The sequence below is a fragment of the Enterocloster sp. OA13 genome, assembly GCF_022440595.1.
Taxonomy (GTDB): domain Bacteria; phylum Bacillota; class Clostridia; order Lachnospirales; family Lachnospiraceae; genus Enterocloster; species Enterocloster hominis.
In genome coordinates, this window is sequence record NZ_JAKNTF010000001.1 from 2,866,810 (window position 1) to 2,887,954 (window position 21,145).

Below are 21,145 nucleotides of genomic sequence, written 5' to 3' on the forward strand. Positions count from 1 at the left end.
GATGCCTGGGAGCCCTTCCTATATCACGTTCGCTTGTCTTTATATCATTTGATTGTCTATTTTTCAACGTTCCAGACAGAACATCTTCTTGCCATCCGTCCCGCACTGCACCACGTGGAAATTAAACAGATTCCCCTCTGTCCAGAACTCCATTGCATCCAGGATCCGCATGACAGTGGAACGGTTCACCACGTTATCCTTTTCCATCGCAAACGGGGCAAACTCCCGGTTAATGAAATCCGTAATCTCTGTGATGGTTAAAGGATGGTCCTTTGTGGCATGGTTTTCAAGTATATTCATGACTAGTAATGGAAACATGGTCTGATGCACGGTAATCTTCCTCTCTTTCTGCATCAAAAAGGGCCTGCTGTGAGGCCCCATATTTCCATTCTGTATTAATGGGCGCCCTGGCAGTCCTGGTTCTCTGTTACGCCAATCCGTCCGCTGCCGTAGTGATACTGATAACTACCTGCACCGGACTGCCCATAACTCAATTCCCTGTTAATGTTCCTGACTGCCATGATCCACTCATTTCCTTTCCACGATTCTTTATACACTTTGCCGGGGCGTATATAAAAATCCATTCCCTGTGCACGTTTAACAGCGCACGGTAACCCCCTGCATTTCACAGTTACAGTATATACATAGTCCTTTTTCCATGTCAAGTACGCAAATGGAAGGATTCGAACCTTCGGGCCGGTTACCCGGCCAACTCCTTAGCGGGGAGCCGCATTCAGCCACTCTGCCACATTTGCCCGGACGGTGCATTTGAAAAAAAGGATACCCGATTCCCAAATACACGCATGCGCCAGGTTGGATTTGAACCAACAATGTTTACCACCAGGGTCACGGTTTTACAGACCGCTTGCTTCAGCCGTTTGCATACCGGCGCGTGTTATCGGTTATTTATGTTTCCGATGAATGTACTATAACACGGTAACCTGTGCAGATATGCATTATTTTGCTGTTTTATGCAGATTTTCATATCCCGGCCTTCACATCCAGCCTCTCAAACCCAAGATACCTGGTTCCCTGGAAGCTCAGCTTCCCTGTGTCCCCCTCTGAAAGCATCCCGTATTCCCTGCCTGTCACGGACAGTTCCATCCTGTCTCCGCTCTCCACCTGGAATGTCACATAATAACTGGTGGACGAGGTGGAGTGGAATCCATGTGCGCCGGTCATGTCCCCGGCATTGGCATGCCTATGATGGCTCACATTGGTACGCTTTGCAGTTACCGATGCGGGCACGGTCAGCCTTGGCGACTGGTTATTCTTATTCCACTGTCCAATCCCCTTTACTGCCACTACCACAAACATCCCAATTACAATTACAAACATCAGGGAAAAAATTACCTCAAAACCGCCTCCCCAGAAAAACGAATCCATAAACAAATGTACATCCCTCCTGTTCCGGTTTATTTCCAGAATTTTATATTTACATAGTAGCACATCGGCATGGGGGTCTGTTTTACATTTTGTTTAATATAATCTGACTATTTTATATATGCGTGCCATGGCCCGTGACCATGGAAACAATCTCCTTTACACTCTTTCCACTGTATATCTTCCCATCTACCATGATATTAGGGGCTGTCCTGCACTGTTTCAGGCATGCCCTTGTTTTCATATATATCCTCCCATCCTGGGAGATACCGTCACCGCCTATCTTAAGCCGCTGCCTCAACTCCTGCAGCAGCTTAAGGTTATCCCTGGATGCACAGTTTTGGCCTGTGCAGACAGTGATTTCATGGACATACGGTGATTTCTTCAGGCTGGGATACCGTTTCATTATGATTTCTATAAGGGATTCCTTCACCCCGGCCGTCTGTGCCGCCTCCTCCAGAACAGAGGGTCCAATCCATCCGCATACGTCCTGAAGTTCCCTCAGCATGCTTACAATGACCTCCTGCGAACCGCGTTCCGGAAGTCCTTTGTAATAATCCAGTATTTCCCTTACTTCTGTATCTGTCTTTTCATTATCACCTGACTGCATGTATACTCCTTCTCCATAATAATGTGTACCATGATATAATGCGTACCATAACACCGGAATTTCCCGCTGTATCCTTTTATTTCCCATCTATATCTTCTGATGTTCCGGATTGTTCTATTCATTGTATCATGAAGACAGGGGTTCGTGCATTCCAAAAAGCGTCTTTCCCCCCTTTATCTGGAAACTTTCAACGTCTCATATATCCTGGTGTCATCCCAGTCCGGGTTTGCTTTAATCATGTCATAAATTTTTTCAATAAGGTAAACTTCCTCTTCCAGCATATCCGCACACGCCTCTGCCGTAACGCCCTTTGCCGCCTTCTTCCTTACCTGTTTGATTAGCTTCACGGACTCACCGGCTGCCTCGCCTTCTGCCCTTGCTTCCTGTTGCAGATATATCCTCTCTTCCCACTCCTGCATATACTTCACTCCAATCTCTTCACTGGCTTTTAGCTGACTGACCCGTCCGTGCAGTTCTTTGATACGCTGGCTGGTGCTATGGGATGCCGCCTGGTCTGTAGTGTGCTCCATATAATGGAGCAGCTCTATCAGTTCCGTGCCCACTCCCTCCCCATTCGTCCCATGGGTATTTAAAAATATCCTGCTTGCCCCATCCTCCAAAAGCAATCCTTCCTGCTCCTGACAGGTCATCCTGAAGGTATACTTATACCTCCCATATCCCCATAAATCAAAGGGCATGATGGATATCAGATACGAGGGCTGCATCTCATTAAAATCAATCTCCCCCGGCATTAGAAGGGAGCCGTCAATCAGCGCCTGGTAAAACCTGCTTCTCTTAACCAGGTTCCCCGTATTGATTTTCTGCACTTCGGTTGAATAGACGCGCCGTTCCTCATCCGTCGTATACACATCCAGTCGGATGGAGCGCAGCCAGGGCGCTGTCCTCAATTCCTTCTCCACCTGTGGCTGTCCTTTTAATTCCAGCTCTTTTCCCAGGATAATTGAAAGTATTAACTGAAGGTTCCTTTTGTCCTCCATGGTTTCCGCAAATAAAAAGCGGTCCAACAGGGTCAGTTCTTTAAGCCGCTTGACGGTCTGCCTGTTTTTCACAGCTATATCCATATGTATCTCCTTTTATTATAATCAATCTTTCCATCTGTTGCAAGAAAATACAGCTTTACACATCCATGAAACCACCACCTGACCATTGAACCATATTCTTTTATCACACATTGGGAATCACAGGGAGAATATCCCTTAAAGATTGTCATTAGCAGAACGCCATTGAGAATCATATCTATAAAATATCACGGAACCACCGTCACGTCAAGACTTGTAAAATAGTCCTGAAACTTATTTGAACCGCATAGCCAACTCACCAATCCAATTCCGCCGCATAAGATATGACAAAGCGTATTATGAAAGGTTACTGTATGTATTACGACGACTACTATCCTTCCGTGCCGGAAGACCTCTATCCTTACCCTGCAGCAGGTTCTGAATTACAGCCTGATGACCTGCAGATGGATGAATCCATGCCTGATGACCTGCAGGCGGATGAATTGCTGCCTGATGATTTACAATCTGATATGGACTATTCAGAAGACTGGGTTAATTCACAGGAGTATGACCCAATCATCCCATATACAGACAGCCCGGAGGAGGACCAGGTTTTTGGCGCCCCTATGTCCGGACGCACTGCCCAGCCCATGCAGGCACAGCCTATGATGGCCCAACCCATGCAGACCCAGCCCATGATGGCACAGCCTGCAATGCCTATGCCGGACAGACCGGTTGCTCCTTTACCGGACCGGCCGGTTCCTCCTATTCCGGACAGACCGAATCCTCCGGTAAGACCTGACAGGCCCAACCCTCCGGCAAGGCCCGACAGGCCCAACCCTCCAATAAGACCTGACAGACCTAACCCTCCGGTAAGGCCCGACAGGCCCACACCACCGGTAAGACCCGACAGGCCCACACCACCTAGGCCCATTCCTCCAAGACCTGTTCCCCCAAGGCCCATCCCCCCAAGGCCCATTCCTCCAAGGCCTGTTCCCCCACGACCTGTTCCTCCAAGGCCTATTCCTCCTGTGGTGAACCCTGACTGGTCATGGAACTGGGGTGTGATCCTCCCAGGCACGGTTTTCCCGGTTTCCATTGCACGGGTGCGGTTTTACAATGCAGCGGTCCGAGGCCCAATCCAGATTTACGTGAATAACAGGCTGGTTGTATCTAACTTAAACTTCCTGGATTTCACCCGGTTCTATAATGTGGCACCAGGCCGCTACCGCATAACCATCTACAGGGGTAACAACATGCGTACGCCAATCGTGGATACCTGGATGTCTTTCCAGCGCAACACATCCACAACCGTTACCCTGGCCGGTTCAGGCTCTAACTTCTGGCTCCAGACAACGGTACAGTAATAGGCGCATCTGCCCTAAAAGGGACACCGGGCTAAGCCTGGTGTCCCTTGGGGCAGGTTGGCATTATATTTCCTGCCACGTTTTACTCATCCGGATTTACTGGTCGCAGATGGAGCCGTCTTCATACAGCCGTGTGTTAATCTTATGTGGCTGGAATGGGAACTTATCTTCCACATCAGGAATCAGCTCAATTCCAATACCAGGTCCTGTGGGAATTTCAATATACCCATCTTTTACATCCGGTATATGATTTACCATATCTTTCATACACAGATTTTTATTGTTACTGTTCATAAACAGGTCCTGTGTTGAACGCACATAAGGTGACGGATATTCCGCAATTGCCAGATTATCAATTGCCGTACAAAGATTCAGTTCAGCGTTAGTTGCCACAGGACTTAAGGGATTATGGGGCACCAGGCTGCAATGATGTGATTCTGCCAGCGCCGCAATTTTCATGGCACCGGTAATCCCTCCGCAAAGACATATGCTTGCCCTTACATAATGGCATGCTTTTCTTTCCAAAAGCATTTGAAATTCAAATATATTATGTATCCTCTCCCCGGTGGCAATGGGAATCCTTGACATGGACGCCACCTGGGCCATGGCATCAAAATTATCAGGCCGGATGGGATCTTCCAAAAACATTGGATTAAATTGTTCTAGTTTACCTGACAACGCAATAGCCAATGCCGGTTCCAGCCGCCTGTGCAGCTCCAGACATAAATCCATATCCCTGCCAACTGCATCCCGTATAAGCCCCACCCTTTCCTCTGCCTTATAAAGCATAGAACTGCTTCCATCAGAATACGGTATGCTGGAAGGTTCATCCAAAAACGGGTTGATGTGCCCTAGTGCTGTGAATCCTTCCTCTTTTGCTTTCAGGCAATGCTCAATCTGCTCCTCTACTGTCCTACCAGATATATGGGCATATACACGTACTTTGTTACGGCACTGCCCACTTAAGAGCTGCCACACCGGAGCATTGAAATATTTTCCTTTTATGTCCCACAATGCAATATCCACCGCGCTGACCGCACCCATGATGGCTGCTCCCCGAAAATGTGAAAAACGGTATAGGTATTGCCAATGGTGCTCAATCTGCAAGGGGTCCTTGCCAATCAGATATTCACGGAATGTTTTCAATGCCGCAGCACTTGCCTCCAGGAATCCCCACGCCCCGCTTTCACCTAATCCAACCAGGCCATTATCTGTAAATATTTTACAATATACAAACCGATTTGCACGAATAATCTGTAAGTCCTTTATTTTCATCATTCATCTCCTGTTCCCTGTCATCCAAACAAACCAAACACCACCCCGGAAATGGCAAGTACAATCGCACCTCCGATTCTGGAAGATATGGATGCATATGTCATAAGCCCCATACGGTGACCGGCGGCCAGAATCAGCATATCCCCGGAACCGCCCATATTGGCCATGCATAATCCACCTGTAATTGCAGCATCCACTGGATAATATCCAACAAAATAACCTGCAATTGCGCTTCCGATTATACATCCAATGATAATAAATACAGCTATGCATAAAGTTGTCACTGACAGCGCATCAATGAAGCTCTGGAAATCCAATAGGGAAATAGCCATACCGCCAAAAACCGCCGGAGCCAGTCCTACATTAATAAACTTATACATTTTGCTGATTCCTTTTCTCAGGGTGCCGGGAAGAATTCCGGTAACATTCATGATTACTGCTATGACAACAAGGTATGCATATTGATGAATGGATACCCCAAGGATTTTAGGTAGCAGCCATTTGCTTAACAGGCCGGCAAATACCCAGCAGCTGACCATGATCAGTAACCCGTTCCCAATATCCTGCATCGTACAGGAATAGCCGGACAGGTCTTCTGCTGCATTCTCCTGCTCGCCCTTTGTCCGCATTAATTGTGTACCGTCTCCTGTCAGTTTCGGAAATTTCTTCCCTATGATGTCTAATGCGACCGCAAAGAAAATACAGAGGATATTGGCCACCATCAATGCCGACATTGCAATCCCATAATAAACATCCTTGTCTTTACCTGTAACCTCCTCATATATACTGCTCATTGGCAATGCACCCGCGGCACTTCCACCGCCCATGATTGGCATGACATATGTCATGAGGATATCACCTATATCCAAACCAAAAAACAGGACACCGGCTATCATTGCCATAACAGCGGCCCCGGCTAATCCGCCAAGGATACATGGCAGATAACCAATCAGGGAACGAAGCAGGGTTTTCCGCTCAATCGCCATGACTGCCCCTACAATCAGCAGTGTCAGATAGAAAGCCTGAAAATTGATTGTAGCCATCCATGTATTGGTTGCTTCCACATACTTATCAGGAATCCAGCCTGACCATGTGGCAAAGGAACCAAGCAATAACAATAATAATGGACCTCCTCCCAGATAGTCCTTTATAACCGGCAGCTGGTTTCCAACTCCCATGATGATTCCGCCCACTACCGTAAGCCAGAATAATGTAGCCCCAAAATCAGTCCCCAATGCCCCGACATACATTCCGGCAAATACTGAGACAGCCATGATTATCCACAGATACACCGGCAGCCCCATCCATGTCACTTTATTTAACTTCTCCACACCAAAAAGCCTCCTTATGGGATTTATTTTCCTGATTTTAAAAAACGGAACCGGCCGGTCCTGATTAAAATCAATAATACAATACCCCCTCATTGACTTGCTTTATTTGATATTGTATTATTTATTAATAATTATAGGGAACAGTACAGCATTTTGTCCAATATATAATATTGGATTGCCCCATAACCACCCACTTATCGCCAAGGAGGTTTTCATGTCTTTTGACCGTTTGGAATATGTAATGACAATTGCAGAAGAACAGAATATGACAAAGGCAGCTGCCAGGCTTTTTATTTCCCAGCCAGCCCTGACAGCCTCCATTAATAAATTAGAAGAAGAATTGGGAGTGAAACTATTTGACCGGCAGCGCCCGCCCATCAAGTTGACGCAGGCCGGCGTGCTGTATATAAAAGAGATGAGCCGTATCCATCAGCTTCAGTTCAATCTCAAAGCACAGCTTTCTTCCTTTGCAAGAAAAAAGCCCCAGTTCACAATTGGGATTGGAAAAGGACGGAGCCAGTTCTGGCTTCCTATTTTACTGCCCATCTTTCAGGAATTGCATCCGGAAATCCAGATTATTGTAAAAAACGGAAATTATGATACACTGGAAAATACCTTTCATTCGGGTTCTATCGATATTGCTTTTGGATCCCTTAACTTTTCATTTTCCGATACCGATATTGTGGAGGAGCCTTTATCAAAGGAGAACCTTATCTATATTGTTCCCAGCAAATTAGGGATAATCAATGATATGGAATATGGTGACTGCTCATTATACAACCCATTTCTGATTTCCCCATCCTTACTGAATGAGCAGCCCTTTGTCTGTGCCGAATCAGGAAACAGCTATCAGCGGTATCTGGAAATCGAGATGAACAAATATAGCTTCCGCCCAGGCGATATCTTCATCTATGATTTTCCTCCCCTCGCAGCCCAATTGGCAGGAAAGGGGATGGGTATTTTCTTTACATCACAGAGCCTCTGCGAATGGGAAAGGCTTGCCCTGAATAGCAATGTATATTTCTGCACACTAAATAACATCATGCCCAACCAGAATATCCGTGTATACTATAACAGGAACAGTACAAAACTGGATTTGATTCATGAAGTAATCTCTATTGTACGTAATCATGTGATTCCTGCCCTGTATCCAAATACAGCCAGCCCCAGCATCATATAACCCCCTTCTGTTTCCTATACTCCGACACCGACACATGATACCGCCGTTTAAACAGACAGGAGAAATAATTGGCATTGACATAGCCCACCCGTTCCCCAATCTCATATGTCTTAAGGCTGGTGTGCTCCACCAGTTCCCTGGCAGCTTCCATCCGGATTTCTGACAGGAAGTCGGAAAATGTAACCTGCTTTATCTTCTTAAACAGGATGGACAGGTAGACCGGGCTTACGTGGAGTTCTTCCGCCACATCATTCAGGGACAGCTCACTGTCCGGATAATTATTCCTTATATACGTTTCCGCCTTGTGGGCCAGGACTGTTTTGGAGTCTGCCTGTGTCTCGTTAACCCCTGCGCAGATATCACGGATCAGGTCCGCCACAATCCCGAATATCCGGGACAGGTCTGAACTGGCGCATATCCTGTCACAGTATTCATAGTAATCATGGCTTCCTTCCAGGCGGCTCCAGTTCCCTGTTTCCTGCAGCAGATGGGCGATAAGGCCGATGCACCACATGCGGAGGTTCCCAAGGGTGATTCCTTCCTTCAGGACCCTGGCCCTGCACTGCTCTAAAAGCCCCAGGGCCTGCTCACGGCTGCCCAGCAGGACTTTCTGGATAAGCAGCTTATTTCCCTCGCCCAGCTCTGCCCTTTTCCCGGATTCCCAGGTCACGGCTTCATGAAATACGGAGTAACCCTCCCGCTCTGATAAATGTCTGTATTTTAAGGCTGTGAACGCTTCCTGTATGGAGTCCTCCAGCCGTTCCAGGCCAGAATACCGGTTTCCGATTCCCAGCGCCGTCTCCACGTCCAGCACCTCCAGTATGGTCCCACGGATTTTCCCTGCAAATCCTGTCCCTTGTTCCTCCAGGCCGCATCCCCCGTCCTGGCTGGACAGGATGATATACACATGGTCTGCATTTCCCTGAAAGACTTCTACCGCACAGCCATCCACGGACTGGCTCAGCTCCTGGACACAGTTATAGACCGCATATTTAAGAAGCTCCCCCCACAGATCCCTGGTCCTGTCATAATAGTCCACAATCAGCAGGTCCAGGGCAATCAGGTTCTCCTTGTATATCTTCAGCCCTAATTCCTGTATGGCTTCTTCTATCCTGGCCTTGCCATAATAACCCGCCATCAGGTCATTGATGAACTGGCGGCTTAAAAGCGGTATGCTTTTATTCTTCCGGTGGGTATCCCTCATACGGCTTTCAAACTGCTTCTTTGTGTTCAGGACCGATTCCAAAAGTTCCTCCCTGGCCAACGGCTTCAGGAGATAATCGCATGCCTTATGCTTAATTGCCTCCTTTGCATACTCAAAATCCTCATATGCAGTCAGAAGGATGACCTGGATATCCGGATAAAGAATGCGGGCCTCCTTCATAAGCTCAATCCCGGACATCTGAGGCATCTTAATATCAGTCAGCAGCAGATGGGGAGCAAGCTCCTTTAGCATGGAAAGGGCTTCCTGTCCGTCACATGCAACCCCCACGATTTCCATTCCATAGCTTTCCCAGTCAATTGTCTTTTTAAGTCCCCTGCGGATGATGGCGTCATCATCCGCAATCAATACACGGTACATAAAACCTCCTTTTTCAACAGCCGGGATCTGTTCCAGGGATTTCAGGTCACAGGGATATACACCTTTATGACCGTTCCCCGCCCCTGTACGCTCTCAATCTCCAGCCCGGCTTCCCCGTCATAATAAAGCATAAGCCTGGAATACACATTCCTCAGCCCAAAGCTTACCTGGCTGTATCCTTCTTCCTGATTCATGCTTTTTCGGACCTGCTCCAGCCGTTCACTGGCCATTCCAGCTCCTGTATCCCTTACCTCAAACAGGATACGCCCGCCCTCACGCTTCCCGGTAATGGTAATCATACCTTTTCCGGCCTGATTCTGTATGCCGTGGTGCAGCGCGTTCTCCACAAGGGGCTGCAGCGTCAGCTTCAGGATACGGCAGTCCCGTATATCCGGGGCTATCTCTATTTCATATTCAAATTTATCCCCATATTTCATGTGCTGGATTACAAGATAATTTTTTACATGGTTGATTTCCGTGTCTATGGTTATGACATCTTCCCCCCGGCTTAATCCGGTCCTGAAAAAATTGGACAGGGCCAGGACCATGGCGCTGGCCTCCTTTGATTCATCCAGTTCACAGAGCTGCTGTACGGAATACAGCGTATTATACAGAAAATGCGGGTTAATCTGTTCCTGCATCAGGGAGAGTTCTGCCTCCCGCTTTTTCTCCTGCTCCTCTTTTACCTGTTCAATCAGCTGCCTTACCCTGGACAGCAGTTCATTGATTTTGTCGCTGAGGATCTGTATCTCCCTGGCGCCGCCTGAGGAGACATTGGCGATTGAAGTGACGTCCTCAACGGATACGGTGTCGGTCAGCCGTTTGATGGGCAGCACGATCAGGCGGCTCAGCACCACACAGGCCAGCACGCTGCACACAATCACTGCAATCATGGTAAAATGAATGGAGTTCTGCATCGTGCGCACATCGTGGAACATTTCATTGGTTGGCAGTAATGCGGCCACAAGCCAGCCATTTGTCTTCAGATGCCTTGTATATACCATCATTTCCTGCCCGGAGACGCTCTTAACCTTGATTCCGGCGGATACATCCGCCATCTGCTGGAGACGGCGCAGGGACTGTGCCGACAGCGTATAAGACTCATCCACATCCTTATAACGTATAAGGCTGCCGTCATGGATCAGGGCCACATATCCATTTTCACTGATATCCGGTATGGTCAGCATATCCCGGAACATGGATTCCCGGATATTAAACACAATCCCGCCCCGTCCGGGCTGCCCCGGCTTGCCGTACAGCCTGTACAGGGAGAACACCCGGTTGTTCTTACGGTTGTTTTCCGCATCCGTCACCTGGAAAATGGTATCGTCGTGAAGAAAGCTCCAGTTATAGATGGACTGGTTGCGTCCATACCATGCGTCGTAGTTAAAATCAATCTTTACCGGTATATCCTCACACCGGTACATCCGGAACCGGCTGTCATTAAAATCAATGATTACGGAATCCAGGAAGGAACCAGATGACACAAACTGGTCGTCAATGCTTTTCCTCAGGTTGATATAATACTGTCCCTTGGCCCTGTCCACATTTTCCTGTGACATCACAAGGGCAAGGGACAGCATGTCACTGCTGTTCTCAATGTACTGGAACCGCTCCATCAGATCCGCCATACGGCTGTCAAGCACGCTGGTTGACTGGGTCAGCGAATTAAGCATGTTGGCCCTTGAGCTTTCCGTCACCTGGTTATATGACATGCGCTGGAACGTAGTGCCCATAATAAGGATTGTCACCACCATCACGGGCACGAACACAATCACTAAAAGCCACATAACCGGTATATGCTTCATTGCCGTTTTCCGGCCGGTGTCAAATCCTTTCATCTCATTCCTGCTCCCAATCCTCAATTAAAAACAGATTACAGTGTCCTTCATCCGTATCAGCCGCATACAGGATCTTACGGCCGTCCCAGCTGAACGTCGGGTGGCAGTGGGAGTGCTGGTACAGCCATGTGGTATTATGGTTTGCCAGCACCCGGAGGGTTGGTTTCCCATCTGTCCCCATACGGATCAATACGATATCATCCGTTCCATCCCCCACGAACTCATCCTTTACCGGATTGGCCATGTAATGGTTACAGTAAAAAGGCATGGGGACCGTCCTTTGTACCTGTCCGGTTTTATCCGCAATACCGAAATAGGGCTGCCTGCCTCCTGAGGAAGGCGGCGTGAATACCTGGGTCCTGTCCGAGGAAATGGTGCCGTCATGGCCGGCTCCCCGGTTGTCGAACACAATCATCCCATCCCTTGTCCAGAACTCGTGTCCCACGCAGTCGTCCTCCCCCTGCCGGAAACAGGGCCACACATGCCCATTGTCCATGTTGATAAGCCATATCCTCTGGTTCACGCAGTTCCACGGCCCTTCATGGCAGAACATGGCAATGGAAGGATTGTCCGGGGAAAACTGGAAATGCGACAGCCAGTTGGTATCCCTCCACACATCATGGAAACCCGTGCCATCCATGTTGACCACGGAAATCCGGCTGTCCTTGATTGCATACATTTTATCCTTAAATCCCGAATAATTAGGGCCGCCGTCCTGCCTGGCCCCCACATCCTCATTGCGTATGAACCCAATCCGCTTCCTGTCGCTGCTGACCGAGAAATTCTGTACCAGCATGTCATGGTCTTCATATACCACCTTCACGGTCTTTTCCCGCGTATCCATCACCTTTAAACGGCATCCGGACCAGTACACAAGATACCGGCTGTCCCTTGTCTTGGTGGCCGTGCTCAGCCAGACCCCCTCCGGCTCATCCGTTACCTGGGTCATCACGCCTGTATCCAGCTCCATATGGAACAGGTTATAAATACCCCTGCCATTACAGCGGTCCGAGAAAAAGTATATGGAGTTACTATCCCCATCAAAGGAATTATCTGTAAAATACATATGGAAATTCACATGTCTGTCCGTCAGCTGTTTGATGCGCAGCCCGCTTTTTGGGTCCGTATACTCTTTTATTTCTGACGGAAACCTGTCTCCTGTCATGGCTGTCCCCTTTCTATACCATTTATATCACATTTTTTCCCTCACATCCAGAAGTTCCGGTATCTGCAGGTCCATGGATGCAAATGCATCCCGTATCCGCGCCGCCTTGCTGCACCCAAGGATCAGGAAGGTCTCAAATTCCCTGGTCAGCACATACTGTATGACCAGGGATGATACATCAATCCCTGTCCGAAGGCTGGCTTCCCTGACCCTCCTGGCCCTTGCCATATTTTCCTCTGTCAGATATTTTTTCCTTGTGTCTTCATTCAGTGCATCCTCCCCCTGTTCCAGATACAGGCTGAAAAAGCCCTGGGCCTGGGCGGAATAGGCGTACAGAGGAATATCTGCCGTCCTGTACCATTCATAGGATACAGGATCCATGCAGATAACGGATTCATCCCCCCATGCCTCAGGTGTACAGACGCCCAATCCAAACTGTATCTGGCTCATGGAGAACCCCTGTTTCCCCGCCGCCCCAGCATAGGCATTGGCTGCCTGGATCCGCTCCGTGGTCCAGTTGGAAGCGCCCACATAGCGGACCAGTCCCTGACGGACCAATGCATCACAGGTATCCACAATCTCCTCTACCGGGCGCTCCCTCTCATCCCTGTGAAGCCAGAACACATCCACGTATCCTGTTCCCAGGGCATCCAGGCTTTTATGGAGTTCTTCCTCCAGATGGGAACAGGACAGACAGCCCCGGTCCCTGTTATATCCTCTTGGCATCAGTCCGCCTTTGGTTCCGATAAAAAGAGTTTCCCTCTTCCCGTGTTCCTTCAGCCACATGCCGATGGCCTGCTCGCTTGTACCGTCCCGGCCATCCAGCCAGCTGGCATAGCTCCTGGCCGTATCAATCTGGTTCCCGCCTAGGGATGTATATACCTGGAGCAGCTTAGCTGACTCTGTCCTGCTTATCCTGCTGCCAAAATACATGGTCCCCAGCGCTATGGTGCTGACGGGGGTACCATCCGCACAGCAGAACCTGGAACTGTATCTCCGGTCATTGCCCGCCTGTCCGCGGATTCCTTTATCGCTTCGCATGCCTGCACTCCTCCCAAAGCCCGGCCATGTAATGCAATGGATTATGGCCCAGATAATCCCTGCAGGGCATGTTAAACCCGGTCTGCGGTTTCCTTTGTACCTGTTCCGGCCGTCCTCCAAGGGAATCATAGAATTCCCAGATACAGCCGGTCTGGGAATAAATCCGGGAAGTCCCGTCAAGGGCGGCTTCCAGCAGGCGCCCTGCCTCCTCATATCTGCCATACCTCATACAGCCCCTGGCAGCCCACATGGTCATGGAATTCCAGGCAGGGCCTCTCCACATCCGTTTCTCATACAGGGAATCCTGCAGGGAGACGGTAGGGACAGGGTGCCGTGACAGGAATTCCTGTTCATTCATCATATGGCGCTCAATGATATATCCGGCCTGTTCAGGATCCGCGGCCCCCACAATCACCGGCCAGAAGCCTTCCAGGCACAGGTGCCTGTATTTGGGACAGTCCACGGACCAACTGTCATAGAAGAAACCTGTTTCCCTGTCATACAGGACATTCCTTATATACTGTCCCAGGCCATCCCTTTTTTCCTCAAGGGTCCTGTCCCTGATACCGTACAGTTCCTGCTGCCATGCCAGAAGGCGGTCATACATGAGATATACGTGGGAACAGGCATCCACACAGGACTTTTCCCCTTCCGGGACCTCCATGAACCGGATTCCCTCATCCACGCCGCTTTCCCAGAGATGGTTTTTAATATCCGTATAATAAAAGCCTCCGTCCATTGCCCTGCGGCTGTGTTCAAACCAGGACACCTGGCGTTCAAGGGCATCCGCACAGGTTTTCAGCCACGCCTTATCCCTGTTTCTCCCATATATCAGATCTGCCGCAGATACCCACACCGGGGGATGGGTCTGGTCCGGCGCCCAGTCCGCAGGGGCATCCTCCCTCATCCATATGATACTTGGGATCATGCCGTCCTCCTGCTGAAGGCTTATCAGGTTGTCAATCTGATACCTGGCCTGGGCCGGATCATCCTCAAGAAGGTCCAGGGCGATGTGCACTGCATCCCAATGTCCAAATGCCGGGCCGTAGCAGTAGCCAGGGCCGATATCCTCCCATGGATAAGGCAGCACGCCCTGGGGCTGGAACTGGCTTTTTCCGTGAAGCATTTTCACATAGTCAAGCACTGGCCCCCATTCACTTTTACCGTAATTCATGACTTTCCTCCTCTTATCTTACATGGACAGGAAGGGATACGGATTCCTGTCATCCGTATCCCTTCCTGCCGCCTGTTATTTCTTAATCAGCTGCGTATATTCTGCCTCCGCACCTGTCATGGCATCTGCCCATTCTGTCAGGAACTCCTCCGAGGATTTCTGTCCTGCCAGCACTGCCTGGAATCCCGGCGCTGCAATGGAATCCTGGATGGACTGGTAATCCGGCAGATACAGAGGATACGGGAAAGCAATCGTATTGTCATCAGACTGCATCTTCATTGCCTCATTGATGTGCTGTGTGTTTACGACCCAGTCTTCATTGGTCAGGTCCGTGTGGGTAGGCACCTGGCCAATGTTCTGGTTCCAGTAACTCTGTGACTCCGCGGAGCACAGGAAGCTGATGAACCTCCACGCCTCATCCTTGACCTGGGACTGCCTGAACATGACATAGCCATTGACCGGATAGCCGCCGGAAATCACACGTTTCCCCGTGGCTGATACAGGCGGTGCGAATGCAAAGAACTTACCTTCTCCCAGGGTCTTGCTGTGTTCGCCGAAGGAACCCAGGTTATGCTGTATCATTGCCGCACTTCCAGTATCAAAGGCAGCTACCATTTCCTTATATCCGTTGGAAATATCGCTCTCCGGTGTGTACTTGTTATAGATATCCTTAAGCCGGTCCAGGGCCTCCACGTTCTTCGGGTCATTGAGCGTGGATTTCCCATCCTCCGTAAATGGCTGCGTGATGCCGGAATATGCGTACAGGTATTCCTGAAGCTGCATGGGGCCGCCTGCCCCGCCGCGGATGCTGAACCCGTAGGTGCCTGCATCGCTGTCCGTAAACAGTTCAACCAGATCATAGAAGTCATCCCAAGTCCCGGGCGCCTCCACCCCTTTCTCCTCAAACCAGTCCTTCCTTCCCCAGAACATCGGGTTAAAGGTGGATGTGTTAGGTATACAGTACAGTTTGTCATCCACGGACAAGGTGCGCAGGGATTGGACGATGGACTGGTTAATCTTGTCATGTTCCTCCCATGAATCAAAGTACGCATCAAGTGGCTCCAGGGCGTCATTTAAGATGAATCCTGCCTGCCACTGGGGCGGCATGCCGCACACATCCGGGGCAGCGTTTCCGGTTACCGCAACCTCAATCTTGTTCTTCGCATCACTGTTGGGAAGGCCCACATACTCAATCTTGATATCTGGGTTCTGCTCCTCAAACCGTTTAATCAGCTCCTCATAATACGGCGTCCGGTTGGGACCTGCATTCTCATCCCAGAAAACAACGGTCTTAACCTCCCCGGAGGCAGCCTTTCCATTATCCGCTTTTCCGGCATCCCCCTTTCCGTCCGCGCTTTCAAGAGCCTCCGTGGCCTGTCCGGCCGGGGCAGCCGGCGCATCCTCCTTGGAACCGCATCCGTACAGCATGGAACCTGCCATACACACCCCCAGTGTCACTGCTAATAATTTCTTCCTCATAATGAACCTCCTTATCCTTTTACAGCTCCGGCCGTCAAACCGCCGACCAGATACTTCTGCACATATATGAACATCAGAATCGCCGGGGCCAGCGCAATCATGCTTCCTGCTGCCAGCGCCCCATAGTTAATATCAAATTGTCCCTGCATGAACGAAAGACCTACCGGTATGGTGAATTTCTTTGTATTGTTCACAAACATCAGTGCAAACAGGAATTCATTCCAACAGGATATAAAGGAAAATGACGCGCACGCCACCACTCCCGGCGTCAGCACGGGCAGCACCACCTTGACCAGGGCCTGGAACCTGGAGCATCCGTCCACATAGGCGGCTTCCTCCAGATGATACGGTATCTTCTCCACAAACCCCTTCATCATGATGGATGAAAATGGAATCTGGAATGTGGTGTAAACCAGGATCAGGGACCAGTGGTTGTTAATCAGGTGCAGCTTTGAGAATGTAATGAACAGCGGTATAATCAACATGGCGCTGGGTATGAACTGGGTACATAAAAGCACCAGCATGAACGGCTGTTTCCCTTTAAACTTAAATCTGGACAGGGCATATCCCACCAGCAGTGCGCTGGCCACCGTCATGAGGCAGGCCACGGCAGATACCAGGAGGCTGTTAAGGAAATACTGGGAAAAGCCCACATCCCTCCAGGCCGTGACATAATTCATGGCGGTCGCCGGGTCAGGCAGGTAGCGCACAGGCCGCTTGATGATGTCCCCCTCCACCTTCAGGGACGTGACCAATGTCCAGTAAAAGGGGAAACAGATGAAACCCACAAACGCGGTCAGTGGCAGCAGACGGTATATGATTAAATCCTTCCATTTCCTGGCTTTCATGCCTTCTCCTCCTCTCCGAATCCTGTCAGCTTAATATAGGCTGCTGCGAACACCGCCAGGATGACAAATGAAATCACTGCAATGGCGGATCCGTATCCAAAGTTACTGTCCCTGATGGCTGTCTGGGTTATATACATGGTCAGGGTCATGGTACGGTTCACCGGCCCGCCTCCCGTCAGGTTGTAGATTACATCCACATTGTTAAACTCCCACACAGCCCTTAAAAGGGTGGACAATACAATGGTTTCCTTAAGATGCGGCAAGGTAATGTAGAGGAATTTGCTCCATCTGGTCCCTCCGTCAACCGAACACGCTTCATACTCCTCATCCGGTATGCTCTGAAGGCCCGCCAGAAGCATGATGGCAAAAAACGGGATACCGCGCCACAGTTCCGCAACCGTCAAGGCTGCAAAGGAGGTGCCGTAACCGGAAATCCATGCAATCCCCTTCTTAATGATACCCATTTTCATGAGAAAGTCATTGACCACGCCCATATTCTCATTGTACATTAACGACCACATCATGGATGTCAGCACGCCTGACACGGCCCACGGCGCGAACACAATGGCCCTTAAGATGCCACGGCCCCTAAACCTCTGGTTCAGGACCAGGGCAATCATAAGCCCGAATACCAGCTGAAGCCCCACCTGGACAACCACCCATTTAACAGAGACAAGGAGGCTGGCCCTGAAGGTCTTATCCTCTGTCAGGATTTTTATGATATTGCCAGGCCCCACAAATCCTCTCAGATAAGGCTTGTTGGTGGCATAGTTCTGAAGGCTGTAATAAAACACGTTCAGGATCGGGTATGCCATGAACAGCAGCAAAAACACGATTGCCGGCGTCAAAAAACAATATGGCAGGTACCTGCTTCCAATCTTCTTACTCATATCCTCATTCCCCTCTTCTGTTCCAGGTCATATCTGAACTGTAACATTATAGTACCGGATAAAAGGAAAATTTGATATGAAATAATTTATACAAAAATCTATAATATTTTTATGTGTGTGTTCCGCTATTGCTGCCGGGACTTCCGATTGTTTATCTGAATCCGGTATGCTAGAATATAATCAGATGAAACAGAAAGGGGTGGGAAGATGAGGATTGCAGCTTCCAGGTAACAGTGCAGGGTTCCTGTCAGGGGCCTTGCTGATTGACATCAGATTAGGAGGCCAATATGTCATATTTTAAATATCAGGGAAAAAATATCCATTACGAAGAAACAGGCAGCGGCAGGCCATTACTCCTGCTTCACGGCAACACGGCATCATCCAACATGTTTTATGAGATAGCCGGCAGATATGCAGGGCATCACAAAGTAGTCCTCATTGATTTCCTGGGACACGGAAAGTCGGACAGGCTGACAGAGTTCCCGGCAGACTTATGGTTTGATGAGGCCATGCAGGTCATCGGACTTATAAAGACCAGGCAGTACGGCAAAGCAGATATCATCGGCAGCAGCGGAGGCGCCCTGGCCGCAATCAACGTGGCCCTGGAGGCGCCGGAACTGGTTGGGAAAGTCATTGCCGACAGCTTTGAAGGCGAGACTCCGCTGAAGGCATTTACCCAGAACATCGAACAGGACCGCGAGGCATCCAAGAAGGATGAAAATGCCAGGATGTTCTACTATTATATGAACGGGGATGACTGGGAACATGTGGTGGATTGCGACACCTCCGCCATCCGCCGGCATGATAGTACCATCGGTAAATTCTTCCACAAACCCCTGGAGGGCTTCCAGCCGGATATCCTGCTGACCGGAAGCAGGGAGGATGAATTTATCTGCGCCCTTGAAACAGACTACTTTGAACGGGTCTATGGGGAGATGATCAGGAAAATCGGCCATGGGAAAATCCATCTGTTTGACACAGGCGGCCATCCGGCCATGCTGTCCAACCAGCAGGGATTCCTTGAGATAAGCCGTGGTTTTTTAGAGGAATAAACAGCAGGGGCCAGAGGAGCAATCCTCTGGCCCTGTCTGAATTTCCTTTATGATTGTTTCCTAGTGCTCCATCCAGCCAGAAACTGTACTGCCAGTGCTGAATATTTTGTCAGCCTGCAAGGCGGAGGAAGGAAGCGGAGTGGGTCCTCCGCTGACTGACGACAACGCGGCAGATGGCAAAATAGGCAGTGCTGGAAGTACAGTTTCTGGCTGGATGGAGTACTAATCCCCCAAAGAATATACTGCCGTAAAATATCCTCTTGGGTTATAGCTGAGACAGTTTCCCCCCAGCATCCCCTGCACGCCGTCCATTCCCTGCCCCCTGTCAGAAGGCAGTATCTCCTGCTGGGATCTGGATGCCATGGCAACCCCTGTATAAGAGCCTTCGACCGCGCCCTTCAGGATATAGATATCCCCCTCATAGATTGTCTTCATCACCGTATCCGCGCTTGTCTGCCACAGTTCATAGGTACCGGAACCGTAATCCAGGGTAAGTCCTGTCTCTTCTCCACTCCCGGACGGATTACTGCCTTCTTCATACAGCACATATCCGTAAACGGTTTCCTGCCCTTTTGTTCCCGGGTCCAGCGCCAGCATCCTGTGCTCACCGGTCCGTTCATTCAGCACAACCTGAACTTCCCCTCCATCCGCCATAAGCTTTACCTGCTCCGCCGTAATGGCCGCAGGTATGGAAATGCTTCCCTGTACAACATAATACGCCCCCATATCCCTGGCGGTCGATAAATCCGCATACAGTCCCGTTTCAGGATGATTACCCAGCAGGGATAGATAAGGTGCAAAGGGAAGGTCTTCCAGTCCATACTGGTTCTGCCCGTCCAGACGGTTCCTGTCCGGATTCCCCTCCATCTCTTTTATGAAAGCAATATTATTCTTTTCCACATCGGATAGGAGGGATTCGGAAAATGCATCCGGCTCCATGATTCCCCGGTACCACATCTTACCGGAATAGTATTGGTTCAGTACATCGGATTTGAACTTCCTGCCATGGGCCGCATAAATCTCATTCCTGAGCAGCATCAGGTCCTCCGTAGGCCACAGGCATAAATCAGCTTTGCAGAGATTTCTGGTAAAGACATCCGGAAATGTGAAGCTTCCCTCCCAGGGATAGTAATCCCCTGCAAAAGCGCCGTTTCCCTCCACAGAGATATGCCTGTCGGTCAGATCCGGGGTTAAGTGGAAGGCTACCGTATAGGATGGATTCCCTGCTTCCGTTTCCGCGCCTGCAAGATATTCCTGAGGCTGTACCTCATATGAAAGCCTCCCTTCCTCCGTCAGGAATTCCGTACTGTCCATAACAGAAAAGGCATCGGCATAATCCTGAATCAGGAAACTGCATTCCAGCCATTCTGTTTCCATGCCGCCCTTTGCCGGACGGAGGGAAATGCGCCGCCGGATATCCCCTGCCTGAAAGAAAGTACCTGTAAATATGGTATTATCCGTCCTCAGGTTTCGGGCAGCTTTGCTGATGACATATTGATTTTGGGTGATTGGCCGCCCCTGGCCTGAATCTGATTCCCGGCTGCCTGGCTGGCCCTGGCCTGCCTGCTGGTCATTGCCCCGGCTCTGGTCTATATTCCGGCCGCTTCCCTGGCTCTGGTCTGCATTCCGGTCACTGCCCTGGCTCTGGTCTGCATCCTTCCCGGCATGACCCGTGCCATCTTCCCATCCTTCCTGCCCTGGCTTTAAGGACTGTTCCGTCTGCTGTCCCCCACCCGCCGTAACATCCAAACCAGATTCTTTTCCCTGGCAGGAAACCAGTACCATACCGGCTGCCAGCATGTAACCCAATACAATCTTTCTTTTCATCCAATCAACACCTGCCTGTCTTCTCCCCATAGGAAAGCATCCTCTGTCTGCATCCCTTTCCACTGTTATGCACATATGAAC

The 21,145-nt window shown here is 49.8% G+C and carries 20 protein-coding genes and 2 tRNA genes; 3 read left to right on the forward strand and 19 right to left on the reverse strand.

Annotation, left to right across the window (positions count from 1 at the left end; genetic code table 11):
- Positions 1-63 precede the first annotated feature (63 nt).
- The 8 genes from MCJ35_RS12670 to MCJ35_RS12700 all read right to left on the reverse strand — a co-directional run bounded on the left by MCJ35_RS12670 (position 64) and on the right by MCJ35_RS12700 (position 3,946).
- A complete protein-coding gene (locus tag MCJ35_RS12670) occupies positions 64-330 on the reverse strand; it encodes a hypothetical protein (protein ID WP_025486901.1) in 267 nt (88 codons plus the stop codon).
- A gap of 65 nt (positions 331-395) precedes the next feature.
- Positions 396-521, reverse strand: coding sequence for a hypothetical protein (locus tag MCJ35_RS31640; RefSeq protein WP_268886789.1), 126 nt, complete (start codon positions 519-521; stop codon positions 396-398).
- A gap of 147 nt (positions 522-668) precedes the next feature.
- Positions 669-755: transfer RNA gene (locus MCJ35_RS12675), tRNA-Ser, on the reverse strand.
- Between the two features lie 49 nt (positions 756-804).
- Positions 805-892 (reverse strand) — tRNA-Tyr (locus MCJ35_RS12680).
- An 89-nt stretch (positions 893-981) separates the two neighbouring features.
- Positions 982-1,392, reverse strand: coding sequence for a DUF2500 domain-containing protein (locus MCJ35_RS12685; protein ID WP_025486900.1), 411 nt, complete (start codon positions 1,390-1,392; stop codon positions 982-984).
- Between the two features lie 106 nt (positions 1,393-1,498).
- The gene (locus MCJ35_RS12690) at positions 1,499-1,993 is read right to left on the reverse strand and encodes an NADH-quinone oxidoreductase subunit NuoE family protein (protein WP_025486899.1); all 495 of its coding nucleotides are present in this window, start codon (positions 1,991-1,993) and stop codon (positions 1,499-1,501) included.
- A 173-nt stretch (positions 1,994-2,166) separates the two neighbouring features.
- On the reverse strand, positions 2,167-3,075 hold the full coding sequence (locus tag MCJ35_RS12695) for an Rpn family recombination-promoting nuclease/putative transposase (protein WP_034578206.1): 909 nt from the start codon (positions 3,073-3,075) through the stop codon (positions 2,167-2,169).
- Positions 3,076-3,547: 472 nt separating this feature from the next.
- Positions 3,548-3,946 carry a hypothetical protein gene (locus MCJ35_RS12700; RefSeq protein WP_025486897.1) on the reverse strand — a complete coding sequence of 133 codons (399 nt, stop codon included), beginning with the start codon at positions 3,944-3,946 and terminating at the stop codon, positions 3,548-3,550.
- A gap of 97 nt (positions 3,947-4,043) precedes the next feature.
- Here MCJ35_RS12700 and MCJ35_RS12705 point away from each other — a divergent pair, with 97 nt between their 5' ends.
- A complete protein-coding gene (locus MCJ35_RS12705; protein ID WP_025486896.1) occupies positions 4,044-4,379 on the forward strand; it encodes a DUF4397 domain-containing protein in 336 nt (111 codons plus the stop codon).
- A gap of 96 nt (positions 4,380-4,475) precedes the next feature.
- Here the strand turns inward: MCJ35_RS12705 and MCJ35_RS12710 are convergent, their stop codons facing one another.
- Together MCJ35_RS12710 and MCJ35_RS12715 are read right to left on the reverse strand one after the other, a co-directional pair.
- Positions 4,476-5,657, reverse strand: a complete 1,182-nt coding sequence (locus MCJ35_RS12710; protein ID WP_240299508.1) for a mandelate racemase/muconate lactonizing enzyme family protein — start codon at positions 5,655-5,657, stop codon at positions 4,476-4,478.
- A 17-nt stretch (positions 5,658-5,674) separates the two neighbouring features.
- On the reverse strand, positions 5,675-6,985 hold the full coding sequence (locus tag MCJ35_RS12715; protein ID WP_025486894.1) for a 2-hydroxycarboxylate transporter family protein: 1,311 nt from the start codon (positions 6,983-6,985) through the stop codon (positions 5,675-5,677).
- 214 nt (positions 6,986-7,199) lie between these two features.
- On the opposite strand from MCJ35_RS12715, the gene MCJ35_RS12720 reads away from it, so the two are divergent.
- Positions 7,200-8,165, forward strand: a complete 966-nt coding sequence (locus tag MCJ35_RS12720) for a LysR family transcriptional regulator (protein ID WP_025486893.1) — start codon at positions 7,200-7,202, stop codon at positions 8,163-8,165.
- Here MCJ35_RS12720 and MCJ35_RS12725 read toward each other — a convergent pair.
- The 8 genes from MCJ35_RS12725 to MCJ35_RS12760 form a co-directional block, all read right to left on the reverse strand.
- On the reverse strand, positions 8,158-9,747 hold the full coding sequence (locus MCJ35_RS12725) for a response regulator transcription factor (protein WP_008717028.1): 1,590 nt from the start codon (positions 9,745-9,747) through the stop codon (positions 8,158-8,160). The genes MCJ35_RS12720 and MCJ35_RS12725 overlap by 8 nt on opposite strands.
- Positions 9,748-9,788: 41 nt before the next feature.
- Complete coding sequence (locus MCJ35_RS12730) at positions 9,789-11,588, reverse strand: sensor histidine kinase (protein ID WP_025486892.1); 1,800 nt, start codon at positions 11,586-11,588, stop codon at positions 9,789-9,791.
- A gap of 1 nt (position 11,589) precedes the next feature.
- Complete coding sequence (locus tag MCJ35_RS12735; RefSeq protein ID WP_025486891.1) at positions 11,590-12,753, reverse strand: oligogalacturonate lyase family protein; 1,164 nt, start codon at positions 12,751-12,753, stop codon at positions 11,590-11,592.
- A 27-nt stretch (positions 12,754-12,780) separates the two neighbouring features.
- The gene (locus MCJ35_RS12740; RefSeq protein WP_025486890.1) at positions 12,781-13,794 is read right to left on the reverse strand and encodes an aldo/keto reductase; all 1,014 of its coding nucleotides are present in this window, start codon (positions 13,792-13,794) and stop codon (positions 12,781-12,783) included.
- Positions 13,781-14,968, reverse strand: a complete 1,188-nt coding sequence (locus MCJ35_RS12745) for an MGH1-like glycoside hydrolase domain-containing protein (protein WP_025486889.1) — start codon at positions 14,966-14,968, stop codon at positions 13,781-13,783. Before MCJ35_RS12745 ends, MCJ35_RS12740 begins: the two co-directional genes overlap by 14 nt.
- A 75-nt stretch (positions 14,969-15,043) precedes the next feature.
- Positions 15,044-16,447 carry an ABC transporter substrate-binding protein gene (locus MCJ35_RS12750; RefSeq protein ID WP_025486888.1) on the reverse strand — a complete coding sequence of 468 codons (1,404 nt, stop codon included), beginning with the start codon at positions 16,445-16,447 and terminating at the stop codon, positions 15,044-15,046.
- 11 nt (positions 16,448-16,458) lie between these two features.
- A complete protein-coding gene (locus tag MCJ35_RS12755) occupies positions 16,459-17,295 on the reverse strand; it encodes a carbohydrate ABC transporter permease (RefSeq protein WP_008717034.1) in 837 nt (278 codons plus the stop codon).
- On the reverse strand, positions 17,292-18,185 hold the full coding sequence (locus MCJ35_RS12760) for a carbohydrate ABC transporter permease (protein WP_025486887.1): 894 nt from the start codon (positions 18,183-18,185) through the stop codon (positions 17,292-17,294). Before MCJ35_RS12760 ends, MCJ35_RS12755 begins: the two co-directional genes overlap by 4 nt.
- 287 nt (positions 18,186-18,472) lie before the next feature.
- On the opposite strand from MCJ35_RS12760, the gene MCJ35_RS12765 reads away from it, so the two are divergent.
- Positions 18,473-19,237 (forward strand): alpha/beta fold hydrolase, encoded by a 765-nt coding sequence (locus MCJ35_RS12765; protein ID WP_025486886.1) that lies wholly within the window; start codon positions 18,473-18,475, stop codon positions 19,235-19,237.
- A gap of 222 nt (positions 19,238-19,459) precedes the next feature.
- Here the strand turns inward: MCJ35_RS12765 and MCJ35_RS12770 are convergent, their stop codons facing one another.
- Positions 19,460-21,094: a DUF4454 domain-containing protein gene (locus MCJ35_RS12770; RefSeq protein ID WP_051400710.1), complete on the reverse strand. Its 1,635-nt coding sequence runs from the start codon at positions 21,092-21,094 to the stop codon at positions 19,460-19,462.
- Between the last annotated feature and the right edge of the window lie 51 nt (positions 21,095-21,145).